Raw genomic sequence first — 19,645 nt, forward strand, 5'->3', positions numbered from 1 at the left:
GGCTTCACACAATGGCTGTCAACTCGTGACAGGGTGATTCCCCCCAGAAAACCGGCAATGCCGCCGGGATTTCGTCCCGACGGCACCCGAAATGTGAATTCGTTACCACTCGATACGTTCGACATTGGAGAAAGTCAACTCAGAACCATCCGAAAAGACGATGGTTCCCGACGAATCGGTGGAAAGTTCAAGCGAGTGTTTCTTCGAATCGGTGATTGTCCCTTCATCAAGAATCAGGGTCCAGTCACACGAATCGAGATGGCCACCCCCAACACCATGCAATTCGATAGTATCGGTCGTCCAGCCGTTGGCACCACCATCTACATGGTCCTTGCCATCGCCCATATTAAAGATGAACAGATCCGAACCGCCGCCGCCATACAGGGTATCATCCCCGATGCCGCCTATCAGCGTATCGTCGTCATCCCCGCCAAGCAGAAGATCGTTACCGTCCCCGCCACTTAGCGTATCGCGCCCGGCACCGCCCGAAAGGGTGTCGTCGCCTTCTTCGCCATACAGCTTGTCGTCACCGCCACCGCTATCGAGTGTGTCGTTGCCCGACCCGCCATAGAACGTATCCTTGCCCCAGCCCCCGGTCAGGGTGTCATTGCCAGAACCACCATCGAAATAGTTGTCACCACCATCGGCATTAAGAATGTCATTGCCATCGCCGCCAAGGAAGGTGTCATCGCCCCAGGCCCCATGGATGGAGTCGTTGCCATCCCCGCCCCAGACGGTGTTTTTGCCGCTGCCAACGTCGATATTGTCGTTGCCCGACCCGGCCGAGACCGTGTCATTGTCACTGCCCGCCGTGATGGAGTCATTGCCGCTGCCGGTTTCGATATAGTTGCGACCCTCGCCAGCGCCGATGGTGTTGTTGCCGTCTCCGGCAAAGATTTTGTCATCGCCGGAACCGACACTGATGCTGTCGTCTCCTGCGCCGGTCCAGACGGTATTGCGCCCCTCACCGGCAGAGATTTTGTTATCTCCGCCTTCGTCATAGATGATGTCGTCGCCAGAGCCGCTGCTGATCGTGTCATTCCCGGTGCCGGTCCAGACGACATTGCGGCCTTCGCCCGCACTGACAAAGTTGTCACCGTCGCCGCCAATGATCGTGTCATTGCCACCGCCGGCATACAGGGTGTCCTTGCCGTCACCGGTTTCGATATAGTTATTGCCTTCATTGGCATAAATGATGTTGTCACCATCGCTGGCAAAGATCTTGTCATGACCGCTTCCGGCCGTGATGTAATCATTGCCGGCACCGCCATAGATGGTGTTGTTGCCTTCGCCGCCATGCACCGTGTCATTGCCGGAACCGGCATCTATATAATCATGGCCGTCATCACCGGTGACACTGTCATCACCGTCCCCGGCATAGATCACATCATTGCCATTCCCGCCCCAGATCGTGTCATTGCCGACATTGGTCGATACCGTGTCATGACCGCCACCGGCACCGATGGTATCGTTGCCCGAACCGGTTTCGAAGGTTTCATTGGCATCCGTCCCCCACAGGGTTTCGTTGCTGTCTGCCAGTTCTTCGATCGTGACTTCCAGAATGGCCGTTGTCGTTGCCGTATCGTCACCATCCCGGGACTGAACAGACACCGTCAGTTCGAACGTACCGGAATAGTCGCTTGCCGCGGTGATGGTCAGCCCGACCAGCTGTGCAGCCCCAAGCGTCCAGCTTCCATCGCCGTTATTGGTTCCGGCCGACAGGCGTGCGCCATCGGGTACACCGGAAATCGTCACCGACAGGGTTTCACTGCTGTCCGTAACCGCAGCATCAATATCAAGCGGAACACTGTTGCCTTCATCCCCGCTGGCGTCAGACACCTCAAGCGTTGGTGTATCGGCAACGCCGGCAACGTCCACAGTAATGGTGTCATTGACACTTGCACTGTCATTGCCATCGGTTGATGTCACCGTGACGTTCAGATCGAACGATCCGGAATAGTCATCGGGCGGCGTGATGCTCAGACCGTCAAGATCGCCTGCCGACAGGGTCCAGGTGCCATCACCATTATCGGTTCCGGCCGACAGGGTCGCCCCATCGGGTACACCCGAAATCGTCACCGACAGGGTTTCGGATGCGTCGCCAAGCCCGGCACTGATATCAAGACTGATCGCGCTGTCTTCATTGCCCGATGCGTCGGAAACCGCAAGGTCAGGCGCATCGGCAACCGCGGTCACACCAACCGTGATGGTGTCACTGATGCTTGATGTGTCATTGCCATCGGTCGATGTGACCGTCACATCCAGATCAAACCCGCCGGAATAATCTTCGGGCGGTGTGATGGTCAGGCCGTCAAGATCGCCTGCCGACAGGGTCCAGGTACCATCACCATTATCGGTTCCGGCCGACAGGGTTGCCCCGTCGGGTACACCGGAAATCGTGATCGAAAGGATTTCGGACGCGTCGCTCAACCCGGCACTGATATCAAGGCTGATCGCGCTGTCCTCGTTGCCCGATGCATCGGCAACCTCAAGACTTGGCATATCGGCAACCCCGGCCACATCAACCGTGATGACGTCACTGGTTGATGTACTGTCAGCACCAGACGTTGAAACGGCGGTAACCGACAGATCAAACGACCCGGAATAATCATCGGGCGGTGTGATCGTCAGACCTTCAAGCTGGTCCGAGTTCAGCGTCCAGGTGCCATCACCATTGTCGGTTCCGGCCGACAAAGTCGCCCCGTCCGGAACGCCCGAAATCGTGATCGTCAGCGTTTCGGTGCTGTCATTCAGCCCGGCAGCAATATCAAGCGAAATGCTTGTATCTTCATTGCCGCTTGCATCGGCAACCGACAGGGTCGGGCTTTCTGCAGACGGGTCATAAAGTTCGCCATCGACATAGATTTCAAGATTTTCGACATTGTCGACTTCAACACCCAGTGCCTCAAGCGTAAGGCTGCCCTCACCGCCAGATGCAATGTGGTCCTGCAAATCCTGAAGCGCATCAAGGACACCATCGCCCGAAAGCTGTTCCGAGGTCAGATACAGCTTCAGGGTATCGGTCTGGCTGCCACCATCAACAATGCCCGTCCCCTCGCCGGTCAGATCGACCGTATAGCGGATTTCATCCGATCCGGATTCGCCATACAGCTTGTCATCGCCCGACCCGATCAGGATATCGTTCGAATTCCCGCCATACAGCGTATCGGTGCCCTCACCGCCATCAAGGGTGTCATGACCGCTGCCGCCAAGGATGGTGTCGTTGCCCGCACCACCATCAACAGTGTCGCTTGAACTTCCGGCATCGATGTAATCATCCCCGGCACCGCCGGTAATCGTGTCTTTGCCGCCGCCGCCAAAGATGGTGTCATTGCCTTCACCGCCATCGACAGTGTCATGCGAACCACCGGCATTGATGTAATCATCCCCGGCACCACCGGTAATCGTGTCCTTGCCGCTGCCGCCAAAGACCCTGTCATCGCCGCCGCCACTATCGATGATGTCATTGCCGCCGCCACCATAAACCGTGTCGGCACCTCCACCGGAGCTGATGGTGTCGTGCCCGCTTTTGGCGTTGATGTAGTCATCGCCATCACCGGTCGTGATGCGGTCGGTGCCGTCCGTGCCAATTACGGTCTCGTTCGGGTTATCAATGACCTCAACCTGAAGGTTCTGCGAAATGCTTGCACTGTCAGCTCCATCAACCGAGGTCGCGGTCACCGTCAGATCAAAATTGCCCGAATAATTGTCCGCGGGCGTGATCTTCAGCCCGGAAAGCTGGGACGCCGACAAGGTCCAGGTGCCATCACCGTTATCGGTTCCGGCCGACAGACTTGCGCCATCGGGCACACCGGCAATCGTTACCGACAGAATTTCGGATGCATCGGTTAGCCCTGCTGCAATCGCAAGGCTGATGGCACTGCCCTCGCCACCACTGGCATTCGAGACCGTCAAAGTCGGCGCGTCCGCCACACCCGCAACATCAACCGTGATGCTGCCCGTGGTCGTCGCTACATCTTCGCCATCCGCTGAGGTCGCGGTCACACCAATCTCGAACGATCCACTGAAGTCCTCAGCCGGCGTGATCGTCAGGCCTTCCAACTGGTTCGGGCTCAGCGTCCAGGTGCCGTCGCCATTGTCCGTACCCGCCGACAAAGTCGCACCGTCCGGAACGCCAGAGATCGTTACACTCAGAACTTCCGAGCCGTCCGTCAGGCCTGCATCAATATCGAGTGCAATGGCGCTATCTTCAGAACCAGAGGCATCACTCACATCCAGCGTCGGTGCATCCGCAACGCCCGCAACATCAACCGTGATCGAACCGGTCGTAGTTGCGACGTCTTCGCCATCAGCTGAAGTCGCCGTCACACCGAGATCAAACGATCCGCTGAAGTCCTCCGCCGGGGTAATCGTCAGACCTTCCAACTGGTCCGGGCTCAGCGTCCAGGTACCATCGCCATTATCGGTACCCGCAGACAAGGTCGCACCGTCCGGAATGCCGGAGATGGTGACGCTTAGAACTTCCGAGCTGTCGGTCAGTCCAGCGTCGATATCAAGTGCAATTGCACTGTCTTCCGAACCGGAAGCATCAGCGACATCAAGCGTCGGCGCATCCGCAACGCCCGCCACATCAACCGTGATCGAGCCGGTCGTCGTTGCGACGTCTTCACCATCAGTTGAAGTCGCTGTCACACCAAGGTCAAACGACCCACTGAAGTCCTCAGCAGGCGTGATCGTCAGGCCTTCCAACTGTTCCGGGTTCAGCGTCCAGGTGCCGTCGCCATTGTCAGTCCCAGCCGACAGGGTCGCGCCATCCGGAACACCACTGATCGTGATCGACAGAACTTCGCTGAAATCCGTGAGACCAGCGTCAATATCAAGCGCAATGGCACTATCTTCGTTGCCCAATGCGTCGGACACATCAAGTGTCGGCAGATCAGCATCCCCAATGACATTGACCATCACGGTGTCTGTCACGCTGGCGATATCCACACCATCCTGTGTGCTTGCCGTGATTTCCAGATCGAAACTGCCGCTGAAATCTTCCGGCGGGGTAATCGTCAGGCCTTCAAGGTCGTCTGAGGTCAGTGACCAGGTGCCATCGCCATTATCGGTACCGGCCGACAGGCTTGCCCCTTCCGGCACACCGGAAATGGTAATGGTCAATGTTTCGGAACTGTCGGTCAGGCCCGCATCAATATCAAGTGCAATGGCGCTGTCTTCTGTACCCGACGCGTTCGCGGTCTCAAGTGTCGGTGCATCGGCGACACCGGCAACATCAACCGTAATCGAGCCAGTTGTCGATGCCGCGTCTTCGCCATCAACCGACGTCGCCGTGACGCCAAGATCAAACGTTCCGCTGAAATCTTCCGGCGGCGTGATCGTCAGACCTTCAAGTTGATCCGGGCTCAGCGTCCAGGTGCCGTCACCATTATCGGTTCCGGCCGACAGGGTTGCTCCATCGGGCACGCCCGAAATCGTGACGGTAAGTGTTTCCGCGCTATCGGTCAGGGCAGCATCAATATCAAGCGCGATCGCACTGTCTTCATTGCCCGAGGCATCCGAAGTCTCAAGCGCCGGGGCATTTGCGACATCATCTACTGCGATGCTGCGGCTTACCGATACCGAATTGGTGTCCGTACCATCGGTTGCCGTTGCCGTAACAACAAGATCAATGCTGCCTTCAAAGTCCGACGGCGTGGTCAGCGTCAGCCCCTCAAGATCATCAGGATCAAGGCTCCAGCTGCCATCTTCATTTTGCGTACCGGCACTCAGGGTCGCACCTTCAGGGACCCCGGTGATGGTAATGCTCAGGCTTTCCGAACCATCGGCATCATTCAGGGCTGCTTCGATGGTTACCGGATATGAAATGCCGCCTGTTTCAGGGGCCTGGACCAGATCGGCATTTCCAACCACGACGCCGTCACCAAACGAAATCGCCTCGATCTGATTGACGGTCAGGGTTTTGCCGGTATCCAGATCAATGATCTGTGTATTGATGACGCCCTGATTGTTGGTGAAGTTCTGCAGGGAATAGGAAGTGGATGCCTTGCCAAGATACAGGACATCACTACCCGAACCGCCATCCACGGCCGATGTCTCGCCGATATCGCCCTTGATTGTCAGGCTGTCATTGCCATCGCCAAGACGGATATTGTTCCCCAGATTGGTATCGCCATTCAGGATGACCTGATCATTACCGCCCTGCAGATCAAAATTCTCGTTCATGTTCAGGTCACGGTCGATGACAAATGTATCATCGCCACCGGTGCCCTGATGATTGGAACTGCCATTATCGACAAAGTCGTTCTGGCCCCCGCCAGTCCCCCCACCGGTTGGCGTTCCCTCCCCAATCGAAACAGTCAGGGACGGCGCATCCGCTATAGCGGAGACATCAACGGTGATCAAGCCGGTGGTAGTTGCAACATCGTTACCATTGGCGGAAGTCGCGGTAAGACCAAGATCAAACGATCCGCTGAAGTCCTCTGCCGGTGTGATCGTCAGACCTTCCAACTGGTCCGGGTTCAGCGTCCAGGTGCCATCGCCATTGTCCGTCCCGGCCGACAGGGTCGCACCATCCGGAACACCGCTGATCGTAACGCTGAGAACTTCACTGGAATCCGTCAGACCCGCATCGATATCCAATGCAATTGCGGAATCTTCATTGCCGGAAGCATCAGCTACGTCAAGCGTCGGCGCGTCCGCAACACCCGCTACATCAACCGTGATCGACCCGGTCGTCGTTGCAACGTCTTCACCATCTGCAGAGGTCGCGGTCACACCAAGGTCAAACGATCCGCTGAAGTCCTCAGCCGGTGTGATCGTCAGACCTTCAAGCTGATCCGGGCTCAGTGTCCAGGTGCCGTCTCCATTATCGGTACCTGCAGACAAGGTCGCACCATCCGGAACGCCACTGATTGTTACCGTCAGAACTTCCGAGCTATCCGTCAGACCTGCATCAATATCAAGCGCAATTGCGCTGTCCTCGGAGCCGGAAGCATCAGCTACGTCGAGCGCCGGCGCATCAGCCACACCGGCCACATCAACCGTGATCGAGCCGGTCGTGGTTGCGACGTCGTCGCCATCGGCGGAAGTCGCGGTAACGCCAAGATCGAACGATCCGCTGAAATCTTCAGCTGGCGTGATTGTAAGGCCTTCCAACTGATCCGGGTTCAGTGTCCAGGTACCGTCGCCATTATCGGTACCAGCCGACAGGGTAGCACCGTCCGGAACGCCGCTGATCGTAACGCTGAGAACTTCACTGGAATCGGCAAGGCCCGCATCGATATCCAATGCAATTGCGGAATCTTCATTGCCCGAAGCATCAGCCACATCAAGCCTCGGGGCATCTGCGACGCCAGATACATCAACCGTAATGCTGCCCGTGGTCGTTGCAACATCCTCGCCATCGGCAGAGGTCGCGGTAACGCCAAGGTCAAACGATCCGCTGAAGTCTTCAGCCGGCGTGATTGTCAGACCTTCCAACTGATCCGGATTCAGCGTCCAAGTGCCGTCACCATTGTCGGTACCAGCCGACAGGGTCGCGCCATCGGGAACGCCGCTAATCGTGATCGACAGAACTTCCGAGCTATCCGTCAGACCCGCATCGATATCAAGCGCAATTGCGGAATCTTCGGAGCCCGAAGCATCAGCCACGTCAAGCGTTGGAGTATCCACAACACCCGCAACATCAACGGTGATGCTGCCCGTGGTGGTCGCAACATCTTCGCCATCCGCTGAAGTCGCTGTCACACCAAGATCGAAGCTGCCAGAGAAGTCATCAGCTGGCGTGATCGTCAGACCTTCCAACTGATCCGGATTCAGCGTCCAGGTGCCATCACCATTATCGGTACCAGCCGACAAGGTCGCACCATCCGGAACACCGCTAATCGTGATCGACAGAACTTCCGAGCTGTCCGCTAGGCCTGCATCAATATCAAGCGCAATTGCGCTGTCCTCAGAGCCAGATGCATCAGACACATCCAACGTCGGGGCGTCTGAAACACCAGCGACATCAACGGTGATCGAGCCGGTGGTCGTCGCAACATCTTCGCCATCGGCGGAAGTCGCGGTAACGCCAAGATCAAAGCTGCCGGAGAAGTCTTCAGCCGGGGTGATCGTCAGACCTTCCAACTGGTCCGGGTTCAACGTCCAGGTGCCATCACCATTGTCCGTACCCGCCGACAAGGTCGCGCCGTCCGGAACACCACTGATCGTGACACTCAGAACTTCACTGGAATCCGTAAGACCCGCATCAATATCCAATGCAATTGCTGAATCTTCGTTGCCGGAAGCATCGGACACTTCAAGCGTCGGTGCATCCGCAACACCAGCAACATCAACGGTAATCGACCCGGTCGTCGTTGCGACATCTTCTCCATCCGCAGACTGAGCTCTCACACCCAGATCAAAGCTGCCAGAGAAGTCATCAGCCGGCGTAATCGTCAAACCTTCAAGCTGATCCGGGTTCAGGGTCCAGGTTCCGTCACCATTATCCGTCCCGGCAGACAAGGTCGCGCCGTCCGGAACACCCGAGATGGTAACACTCAGAACTTCCGAGCCGTCGGTCAGACCGGCGTCGATGTCGAGTGCAATCGCTGAATCTTCGTTCCCGGAAGCATCGGACACATCAAGCGTCGGTGCATCGGCAACACCAGTTACATCAACCGTGATCGAGCCGGTGGTGGTGGCAACGTCATCGCCATCAGCGGAAGTCGCGGTCACGCCCAGATCAAACGATCCGCTGAAGTCTTCAGCCGGTGTGATCGTCAGACCTTCGAGCTGGTCCGGATTCAGCGTCCAGGTGCCATCACCATTATCGGTACCCGCCGACAAGGTTGCACCGTCAGGAACACCCGAGATGGTAATCGTCAGCGTCTCGCTAGAGTCTGTAAGCCCCGCGTCAATGTCGAGTGCAATTGCACTGTCTTCCGAACCGGAAGCATCAGCGACATCCAAAGTCGGCGCATCAGCAACGCCAGCCACATCAACCGTGATCGAACCAGTCGTCGTTGCAACGTCTTCACCATCGGCGGAAGTCGCTGTAACACCGAGATCAAAGCTGCCGGAGAAATCTTCAGCCGGCGTGATCGTCAGACCTTCAAGCTGGTCCGGATTCAGCGTCCAGGTGCCGTCACCATTATCGGTACCGGCCGAAAGGCTTGCCCCGTCCGGCACACCGGAAATGGTGATGGTCAATGTTTCGGAACCGTCGGTCAGGCCCGCATCAATATCAAGTGCAATGGCGCTGTCTTCTGTACCCGACGCGTTCGCGGTCTCAAGTGTCGGCGCATCGGCAACGCCGGCAACATCAACCGTGATCGATCCGGTTGTTGATGCCGCGTCTTCGCCATCAACCGACGTCGCCGTGACGCCAAGATCAAACGTTCCGCTGAAATCTTCCGGCGGCGTAATCGTCAGGCCTTCAAGCTGATCCGGGCTCAGCGTCCAGGTTCCATCACCATTGTCAGTCCCTGCCGACAGGGTTGCACCATCCGGAACGTCACTGATCGTGACACTCAAAACTTCAGAGCTGTCTGTCAGGCCTGCATCGATGTCGAGCGCAATTGCGCTGTCCTCGGAGCCAGATGCATCAGCAACATCAAGGGTCGGGGCGTCTGCAACGCCCACCACATCAATGGTGATCGACCCGGTCGTGGTTGCGACATCCTCGCCATCGGCGGAAGTCGCGGTAACGCCAAGCTCGAACGATCCGCTGAAGTCTTCAGCCGGCGTGATCGTCAGTCCTTCGAGCTGATCCGGGCTCAGCGTCCAGGTGCCGTCACCATTGTCCGTACCAGCCGACAAGGTCGCGCCGTCCGGAACGCCGCTGATCGTGATCGTCAGAACTTCCGAGCTATCCGTCAGGCCAGCGTCGATGTCGAGTGCAATTGCAGAATCTTCAGAGCCACTGGCATCGGACACATCAAGGGTCGGTGCGTCAGCAACACCCGCAACATCAACCGTAATGCTGCCCGTGGTCGTTGCAACGTCTTCACCATCAGCAGATTGTGCCGTCACACCAAGGTCAAACGAACCGCTAAAGTCCTCAGCCGGCGTAATCGTCAGACCTTCCAACTGATCCGGGTTCAGCGTCCAGGTCCCGTCACCATTATTCGTACCAGCTGACAAGGTCGCGCCATCCGGAACACCCGAGATGGTAACACTCAGAACTTCCGAGCCGTCGGTCAGACCGGCGTCGATGTCGAGTGCAATCGCTGAATCTTCGTTCCCGGAAGCATCAGACACTTCAAGCGTCGGGGCATCGGCAACACCAGTTACATCAACCGTGATCGAGCCGGTGGTGGTGGCAACGTCATCGCCATCAGCGGAAGTCGCGGTCACGCCCAGATCAAACGATCCACTGAAATCATCAGCCGGTGTAATCGTCAGACCTTCCAACTGGCCCGGGTTCAGCGTCCAGGTGCCATCACCGTTATCCGTACCAGCCGACAGGGTTGCGCCGTCCGGTACACCACTGATCGTAACGCTGAGAACTTCACTGGAATCCGTCAGGCCTGCATCAATATCAAGCGCGATGGCGGAATCTTCATTGCCAAATGCATCTGCGACATCAAGGGTCGGAGCGTCCGCAACACCCTCAACATCAACCGTGATCGAACCAGTGCTGGTGGCGACATCCTCGCCATCAGCGGAAGTCGCCGTCACACCAAGGTCAAACGACCCGCTGAAGTCCTCAGCCGGTGTAATCGTCAGACCTTCCAACTGGTCCGGGTTCAGCGTCCAGGTGCCATCACCATTATCAGTCCCCGCAGACAAGGTTGCGCCGTCTGGAACACCGCTAATCGTGATCGACAAAACTTCCGAGCTGTCCGTCAGGCCTGCATCAATATCCAATGCAATTGCGGAATCTTCATTGCCGGAAGCATCAGCTACGTCAAGCGTCGGCGCATCAGCCACACCGGCCACATCAACCGTGATTGAACCACTGGTCGTTGCAACATCCTCACCATCAGCAGATTGTGCTGTCACACCAAGGTCAAACGAGCCACTGAAATCTTCAGCCAGCGTGACCGTCAGACCTTCCAGCTGATCCGGACTCAGTGTCCAGGTGCCATCACCATTATCGGTACCAGCCGACAAGGTCGCGCCATCCGGAACGCCGCTGATCGTGACACTCAGAACTTCCGAGCTGTCCGTCAGGCCTGCATCGATATCGAGCGCGATGGCGCTATCTTCGTTGCCGGAAGCATCGGACACATCAAGCGTCGGGGCGTCTGCAACACCCGCCACATCAACTGTGATCGAACCGGTCGTGGTCGCAACGTCATCGCCATCGGCGGAAGTCGCGGTGACGCCAAGGTCAAACGATCCACTGAAGTTGTCAGCAGGTGTGATCGTCAGACCTTCCAGCTGAACCGGGTTCAGCGTCCAGGTGCCGTCACCATTATCGGTTCCAGCCGACAAGGTCGCCCCATCCGGAACACCGGAGATCGTTACCGTCAGCGTTTCGCTGGAATCCGTCAGACCAGCATCAATGTCGAGCGCGATGGCAGAATCTTCGGAGCCAGAGGCATCCGCAACATCCAAAGTCGGCGCATCGGCAACACCCGCGACATCAACCGTAAAGCTGCCCGTGGTCGTCGCGACGTCGTCACCATCGGCAGAGGTCGCGGTCACGCCCAGATCGAACGATCCACTGAAATCTTCAGCCGGTGTAATCGTCAGCCCTTCCAACTGATCCGGGCTCAGCGTCCAGGTGCCATCCCCATTATCGGTACCAGCCGACAAGGTCGCGCCATCTGGAACGCCGCTGATCGTTACCGTCAGAACTTCAGAGCTGTCCGTCAGGCCTGCATCAATATCGAGCGCAATCGCACTGTCTTCAGAACCAGAGGCATCTGCGACATCCAAGGTCGGTGCATCGGCAACACCAGCCACATCGACCGTGATGCTGCCGGTTGTCGTCGCAACGTCATCGCCATCAGCGGAAGTTGCTATAACGCCGAGATCAAACGATCCACTGAAGTCTTCAGCCGGAGTGATTGTCAGCCCTTCCAGCTGGTCCGGGTTCAACGTCCAGGTACCGTCGCCATTATCCGTACCTGCCGACAGGGTCGCACCGTCGGGAACACCGCTAATCGTGATCGACAGAACTTCCGAGCTGTCCGTCAGGCCTGCGTCGATATCAAGTGCAATGGCGGAATCTTCGTTACCGGAAGCATCGGACACATCAAGGGTCGGTGCGTCAGCAACACCCGCTACATCAACCGTGATGCTGCCGGTTGTGGTCGCAACATCCTCACCATCGGCAGAGGTTGCCGTCACTCCGAGATCAAACGATCCACTGAAGTCATCAGCCGGCGTAATCGTCAGACCTTCCAACTGATCCGGGTTCAGCGTCCAGGTGCCGTCACCGTTATCGGTACCCGCCGACAAGGTCGCACCGTCCGGAACGCCGCTGATCGTGACACTGAGAACTTCCGAGCTGTCGGTAAGACCAGCGTCGATATCCAATGCAATAGCGGAATCCTCAGAACCACTGGCGTCAGCCACGTCAAGCGTTGGGGCGTCTGCAACGCCCGCCACATCAACCGTGATCGAGCCGGTCGCCGTTGCGACGTCATCGCCATCAGCGGAAGTCGCGGTCACGCCAAGATCAAAGCTGCCCGAGAAGTCTTCAGCCGGCGTGACCGTCAGACCTTCCAATTGGTCCGGATTCAGCGACCAGGTACCATCACCATTATCGGTCCCAGCAGACAAGGTCGCGCCATCTGGCACACCACTGATCGTTACCGTCAGAACTTCGCTGGAATCCGTGAGACCAGCATCAATGTCGAGCGCAATGGCAGAATCTTCGGAGCCAGAGGCATCCGCAACATCCAAAGTCGGCGCATCAGCAACACCCGCAACATCAACGGTGATCGACCCGGTCGTGGTTGCGACGTCCTCGCCATCAGTTGAGGTCGCGGTCACGCCCAAATCAAACGATCCGCTGAAATCTTCAGCCGGTGTGATTGTCAGACTTTCCAACTGATCCGGGTTCAGCGTCCAGGTGCCATCACCATTGTCGGTACCTGCCGACAAGGTTGCACCGTCCGGAACACCGCTGATCGTTACGCTCAGAACTTCCGAGCTGTCGGTCAGACCGGCATTGATATCCAATGCAATCGCTGAATCTTCAGAACCCGATGCATCGGCGACATCAAGCGTCGGAGCATCAGCAACACCCGCAACATCGACGGTGATGTTACCGCTAACACTGGCAACATCCTCACCATCGGCGGAAGTCGCTGTAACACCGAGATCAAAGCTGCCCGAGAAGTCCTCAGCCGGTGTGATCGTCAGACCTTCAAGCTGGTCCGGGCTCAGCGACCAGGTACCGTCACCATTATCGGTTCCAGCCGACAGGGTCGCGCCATCCGGAACGCCTGAGATGGTGATCGTCAGAACTTCCGAGCTGTCCGTCAGACCTGCGTCGATATCGAGTGCGATGGCCGAATCTTCGTTGCCGGACGCATCAGCCACGTCAAGCGTCGGAGCATCAGCAACGCCAGCCACATCGACCGTGATCGAACCGGTCGCCGTTGCAACGTCTTCACCATCGGTTGAGGTTGCCGTCACACCGAGATCAAACGATCCGCTGAAGTCTTCAGCCGGCGTGATCGTCAGACCTTCCAACTGATCCGGATTCAGCGTCCAGGTGCCGTCACCATTATCGGTACCAGCCGACAGGGTCGCGCCGTCCGGTACGCCCGAGATGGTAATGCTCAGAACTTCAGAGCTATCGGTCAGACCAGCATCAATATCCAATGCAATTGCGGAATCTTCGCTGCCCGATGCATCCGCAACATCCAAAGTCGGTGCGTCCGCAACACCCACAGCATCAACCGTGATCGAACCGGTCGTGGTGGCAACGTCTTCGCCATCAGCGGAAGTCGCGGTAACGCCAAGATCAAACGACCCACTGAAGTCTTCAGCCGGCGTGATCGTCAGACCTTCGAGCTGGTCCGGGTTCAGTGTCCAGGTGCCATCACCATTATCGGTACCCGCCGACAAGGTCGCGCCGTCCGGAACGCCGCTGATCGTGATGGTCAGAACTTCAGAGCTGTCCGTCAGACCCGCATCGATATCAAGCGCAATTGCGGAATCTTCGTTGCCCGACGCATCGGCGACATCCAATGTCGGCGCATCCGCAACCCCAGCCACATCAACCGTGATCGAACCGGTTGTGGTCGCAACATCTTCACCATCGGCGGAAGTCGCGGTAACGCCAAGGTCAAACGATCCGCTGAAATCTTCAGCCGGTGTGATCGTCAGACCTTCAAGCTGCTCCGGATTCAGCGTCCAGGTGCCGTCACCATTGTCAGTACCAGCTGACAAGGTCGCGCCGTCCGGAACACCGCTGATCGTTACCGTCAGAGCTTCGTTGGAATCCGTCAGACCGGCATTAATGTCGAGCGCAATTGCACTGTCTTCCGAACCAGAGGCGTTCGAAGTTTCGAGGGTTGGCGCATCGGCAACACCAGCCACATCAACCGTGATCGAACCGGTCGTCGTTGCAACGTCTTCACCATCGGCGGAGGTCGCCGTAACACCGAGGTCAAACGAACCGCTGAAATCTTCAGCCGGCGTGATCGTCAGACCTTCAAGCTGATCCGCGTTCAGCGTCCAGGTGCCGTCACCATTGTCCGTCCCGGCCGACAGGGTTGCACCGTCCGGAACGCCGGAAATGGTAACACTCAGAACTTCCGAGCTATCAGTCAGACCGGCATCGATATCAAGTGCAATCGCCGAATCTTCGTTGCCGGAAGCATCGGACACATCAAGGGTCGGTGCGTCAGCAACACCAGCTACATCAACGGTGATCGAGCCGGTGGTGGTGGCGAAGTCTTCACCGTCCGCTGACTGAGCCGCCACACCAAGGTCAAACGACCCACTGAAATCTTCCGCCGGTGTAATGGTCAAACCTTCGAGCTGATCCGGGCTCAATGTCCAGGTGCCGTCACCATTGTCGGTACCAGCCGACAAGGTTGCACCGTCCGGAACGCCGCTGATCGTGACACTGAGAACTTCCGAGCTATCGGTCAGACCAGCATTAATATCCAATGCAATTGCGGAATCTTCGCTGCCCGAAGCATCGGAGACTTCTAAAGTCGGCGCATCGGCAACGCCGGCAACATCAACCGTGATGCTGCCGGTTGTGGTCGCAACGTCTTCGCCATCGGCGGAAGTCGCGGTGACACCAAGATCAAACGAACCGCTGAAGTCGTCAGCCGGCGTGATCGTCAGACCTTCAAGCTGGTCCGGGTTCAGCGTCCAGGTGCCATCACCATTGTCAGTCCCTGCCGACAAGGTTGCGCCATCAGGAACGCCACTGATCGTTACCGTCAGAACTTCGCTGGAATCTGTCAGACCGGCATCGATGTCGAGCGCAATTGCGCCGTCCTCGGAGCCAGATGCATCAGCAACATCAAGGGTCGGGGCGTCTGCAACGCCCACCACATCAATGGTGATCGACCCGGTCGTGGTTGCGACATCCTCGCCATCGGCGGAAGTCGCGGTAACGCCAAGCTCGAACGATCCGCTGAAGTCTTCAGCCGGCGTGATCGTCAGGCCTTCCAGTTGGTCCGGGTTCAGTGTCCAGGTGCCGTCGCCATTATCCGTACCTGCCGACAGGGTTGCACCGTCCGGAACACCCGAGATAGTGACACTCAGAACTTCACTGGAATCTGTAAGACCCGCATCGATATCAAGTGCAATCGCACTGTCTTCAGAACCAGAGGCATCGGACACATCAAGCGTCGGTGCATCGGCAACACCAGCAACATCAACCGTGATTGAACCGGTCGTGGTTGCGATATCGTCACCATCAGCAGATTGTGCTGTCACACCGAGATCAAACGAACCGCTGAAGTCTTCAGCAGGCGTGATCGTCAGGCCTTCGAGCTGATCCGGGCTGAGCGTCCAGGTGCCATCACCATTATCGGTACCAGCCGACAAAGTCGCACCGTCCGGAACGCCCGAGATGATAACACTCAGAACTTCCGAGCTGTCGGTCAGACCGGCGGCGACGTCGAGTGCGATGGCAGTATCTTCATTGCCAGATGCATCTGCGACATCCAAGGTCGGTGCATCCGCAACACCAGCCACATCGACGATGATCGAACCGGTCGTCGTTGCGACGTCATCGCCATCAGCAGAGGTCGCGGTCACGCCCAGATCAAACGATCCGCTGAAATCCTCAGCCGGCGTGATCGTCAAACCTTCAAGCTGATCCGGACTCAGTGTCCAGGTGCCATCACCATTATCGGTACCAGCAGACAAAGTCGCACCGTCCGGAACGCCAGAAATGGTAACGCTCAGAACTTCCGAGCTGTCGGTCAAGCCTGCGTCGATATCAAGTGCAATTGCAGAATCTTCCGAACCGGAAGCATCAGCGACATCCAAGGTCGGTGCATCCGCAACGGCAGCCACATCAACGGTGATCGAACCGGTCGTGGTTGCGATATCGTCTCCATCAGCAGAGGTCGCGGTCACGCCCAGATCGAAGCTGCCGGAGAAGTCCTGAGCCGGGGTGATCGTCAGACCTTCAAGCTGGTCCGGGTTCAGCGTCCAGGTGCCATCACCATTATCAGTACCCGCCGACAAGGTCGCGCCGTCCGGAACGCCACTGATCGTAACGCTGAGAACTTCCGAGATGTCGGTCAGACCTGCGTCAATTTCTAGTGCTATGGCCGAATCTTCGTTGCCGGATGCATCGGCGACATCAAGCGTCGGAGCATCCGCGACACCAGCAACATCAACCGTGATCGAACCGGTGGTGGTTGCGACATCCTCGCCATCCGCCGAGGTCGCCGTCACACCAAGGTCAAACGACCCGCTGAAGTCCTCAGCCGGTGTAATCGTCAGTCCTTCAAGCTGGTCCAGGTTCAGTGTCCAAGTGCCGTCTCCATTGTCGGTCCCGGCCGACAGGGTTGCGCCGTCAGGAACACCACTGATCGTTACCGTCAGAACTTCACTGAAATCTGTGAGACCTGCATCAATATCGAGCGCAATGGCACTGTCTTCAGAACCAGAGGCGTTCGAGGTTTCGAGGGTTGGTGCGTCAGCAACGCCCGTGACGTCAACCGTAATGCTGCCCGTGGTCGTTGCAACATCCTCACCATCGGCGGAGGTCGCGGTCACACCAAGGTCAAACGATCCGCTGAAATCTTCCGCCGGGGTGATCGTCAGACCTTCCAACTGATCCGGACTCAGCGTCCAGGTCCCGTCACCATTATCGGTACCCGCCGACAAGGTCGCGCCGTCCGGTACGCCGCTGATCGTGATCGACAAGACTTCCGAGCTGTCCGTCAGACCTGCGTCGATGTCGAGTGCAATCGCTGAATCTTCGTTCCCGGAAGCATCGGACACATCCAGCGTTGGTTCGTCTGCAACACCAGCTACATCAACCGTGATCGAGCCGGTCGTCGTTGCGACGTCTTCGCCATCAGTTGAAGCTGCCGTTACACCAAGGTCAAACGACCCGCTAAAATCTTCAGCAGGCGTGATCGTCAGGCCTTCCAACTGTTCCGGGTTCAGCGTCCAGGTGCCGTCGCCATTGTCTGTCCCTGCCGACAGGGTCGCGCCATCCGGAACACCACTGATCGTAACGCTGAGAACTTCCGAGCTATCCGTCAGACCCGCATCGATGTCGAGTGCAATTGCGGAATCTTCATTGCCAGAGGCATCTGCAATATCCAAAGTCGGCGCATCGGCAACACCAGCAACATCAACCGTGATTGAACCGGTGGTCTTGGCAATGTCCTCGCCATCGGCAGAGGTCGCGGTCACGCCAAGATCAAACGACCCGCTGAAGTCCTCAGCCGGGGTGATCGTCAGGCCTTCAAGCTGATCCGGGTTCAGCGTCCAGGTGCCGTCACCATTATCTGTCCCCGCCGACAGGGTCGCGCCATCTGGCACACCACTGATCGTTACCGTCAGAACTTCCGAGCTGTCCGTCAGACCGGCATCGATATCAAGTGCAATGGCAGTATCTTCGTTGCCGGAAGCATCGGACACATCCAAAGTCGGCGCATCTGCGACACCTGCAACTTCAACCGTGATCGAACCGGTGGTCGTCGCGACGTCTTCACCATCAGCAGATTGTGCCGTCACACCAAGATCGAACGACCCGCTGAAGTCCTCAGCCGGAGTGATCGTCAGGCCTTCGAGCTGGTCCGGGTTCAGGGTCCAGGTACCATCACCATTATCAGTCCCTGCCGACAAGGTCGCGCCGTCCGGAACGCCGGAGATGGTAACCGTCAGCGTCTCGCTGGAATCTGTCAGGCCTGCATCGATGTTCAGCGCAATCGCGCTATCCTCGGCGCCCGAAGCATTTGAAGTCTCGAGCGTCGGGGCATCTGCGATGCCTTCGACATCGACTTTGATTTCTTCCATCACAACGGCGGTGTCGTCGCCATCGGTGGTCGAGACAAGGACCGAGAGGTCAATTTCGCCGCTGAAATCCGGTGCCGGGGTAATGGTCAGGCCTTCGAGCTGATCCGGGCTGAGCGTCCAGCTGCCATCGCCATTGTTGGTCCCGGCCGAAAGTGTGGCGCCGTCCGGGACACCGGTAATCTTGACGGAAATGCTTTCGCTGCCATCGAGAAGTTCGGTATCGATATCAAGTGCAATCGCGCTGTCTTCGCGTCCGGAAGCATCCGAAACATCAAGCGTCGCGCCGTCGGCAACACCGGCAACATCAACCGTGAAGCTTGAAGAGGTCGAGCTGGTGCTGCCATTTGCTTCGCGGCTGGTTGCGGTCACGGTGAGGCTGAAACTGCCGCTGTAATTTTCCGGCGGCGTGATTTTCAATCCGCCAAGCTGCCCTGCCGGAACAGACCAGGTGCCATCGCCATTATTGGTACCAGCCGACAAAATAGCACCTTCGGGCACGCCGGAGATCACCACCGAGAGTGTTTCACTTCCGCCATCAAGGTCATTAAGCGCAGCAGACACATTGAGCGAAATGGCACTGTCTTCCGACCCGGTGACGCTGCCGGCCGACAGTGTCGGCGCGTCGGCGACTTTTTCAACTTCGATCACGTCATCAGTGATCGCATCATCGGTGATCTCGGACTGGACGGCATCATCTGCAAGGGCGGTTGCATCCGCATCGGTCGCAGGTGCTTCTTCCCCGGACGGGATGAAATCGGGTCCGCGTTCGCCGCGGCCGGTGCCGCGCGGCTGTTCGCGATCACCACGCAACTGGTTGGTGTCGCTGGTCGAAAGCGGAATTTCAGGCAGCTCGATCGTGCTGGGATCGGATTTCAGCGAAATGTCGTCATGACCGAAGCTGTCAAGATTGCCGTCAAAGGTTCCATCGACCGTATCAAGATTGTTTTCAATCTCGGCATTTATCGCCTGTGCGATTGACTGCTTTTCGGTCGCTTCTTCTGCCTGGACGCGTTCCTGGCGCTGCGTCGCGGCATTCTGTCGACGGAAGGCCTGCTGGGCTTCGGCCTGGGGGTTGAAAACCTGGTTGCCATAATGGACAGAGCCAAGCTCCTCTTCCGGCGGACGCGCAGTATTGTTCAGGTCGTCATGAAGTTCGACCAGTTCATTACTTTCCCCATCCTGTTCCTCCACGCGCATCAGCTCTTCTGGCGTCGCTTCCTCATTGACGCTGCTGATATCTTCACTGCGTGAATTTTCCGTATCGCGAGGATCGTCCGCCATC

At 57.6% G+C, this 19,645-nt stretch carries 1 protein-coding gene; it reads right to left on the bottom strand.

Translation table 11 applies throughout. From position 1 onward, the window contains the following. Nucleotides 1–102: 102 nt before the first annotated feature. Nucleotides 103–19,644 carry an Ig-like domain-containing protein gene (locus M9H61_RS09915; protein ID WP_250284854.1) on the bottom strand — a complete coding sequence of 6,514 codons (19,542 nt, stop codon included), beginning with the start codon at nucleotides 19,642–19,644 and terminating at the stop codon, nucleotides 103–105. Nucleotide 19,645: the final 1 nt, after the last annotated feature.

Source organism: Thalassospira sp. GO-4, from assembly GCF_023588965.1.
Classification (GTDB): Bacteria; Pseudomonadota; Alphaproteobacteria; order Rhodospirillales; family Thalassospiraceae; genus Thalassospira; species Thalassospira povalilytica.

Bases quoted from the DNA above. Each gene is read 5' to 3' on its own strand.
- M9H61_RS09915 (WP_250284854.1), bottom strand. From the start codon at position 19,644: ATGGCGGACGATCCTCGCGATACGGAAAATTCACGCAGTGAAGATATC.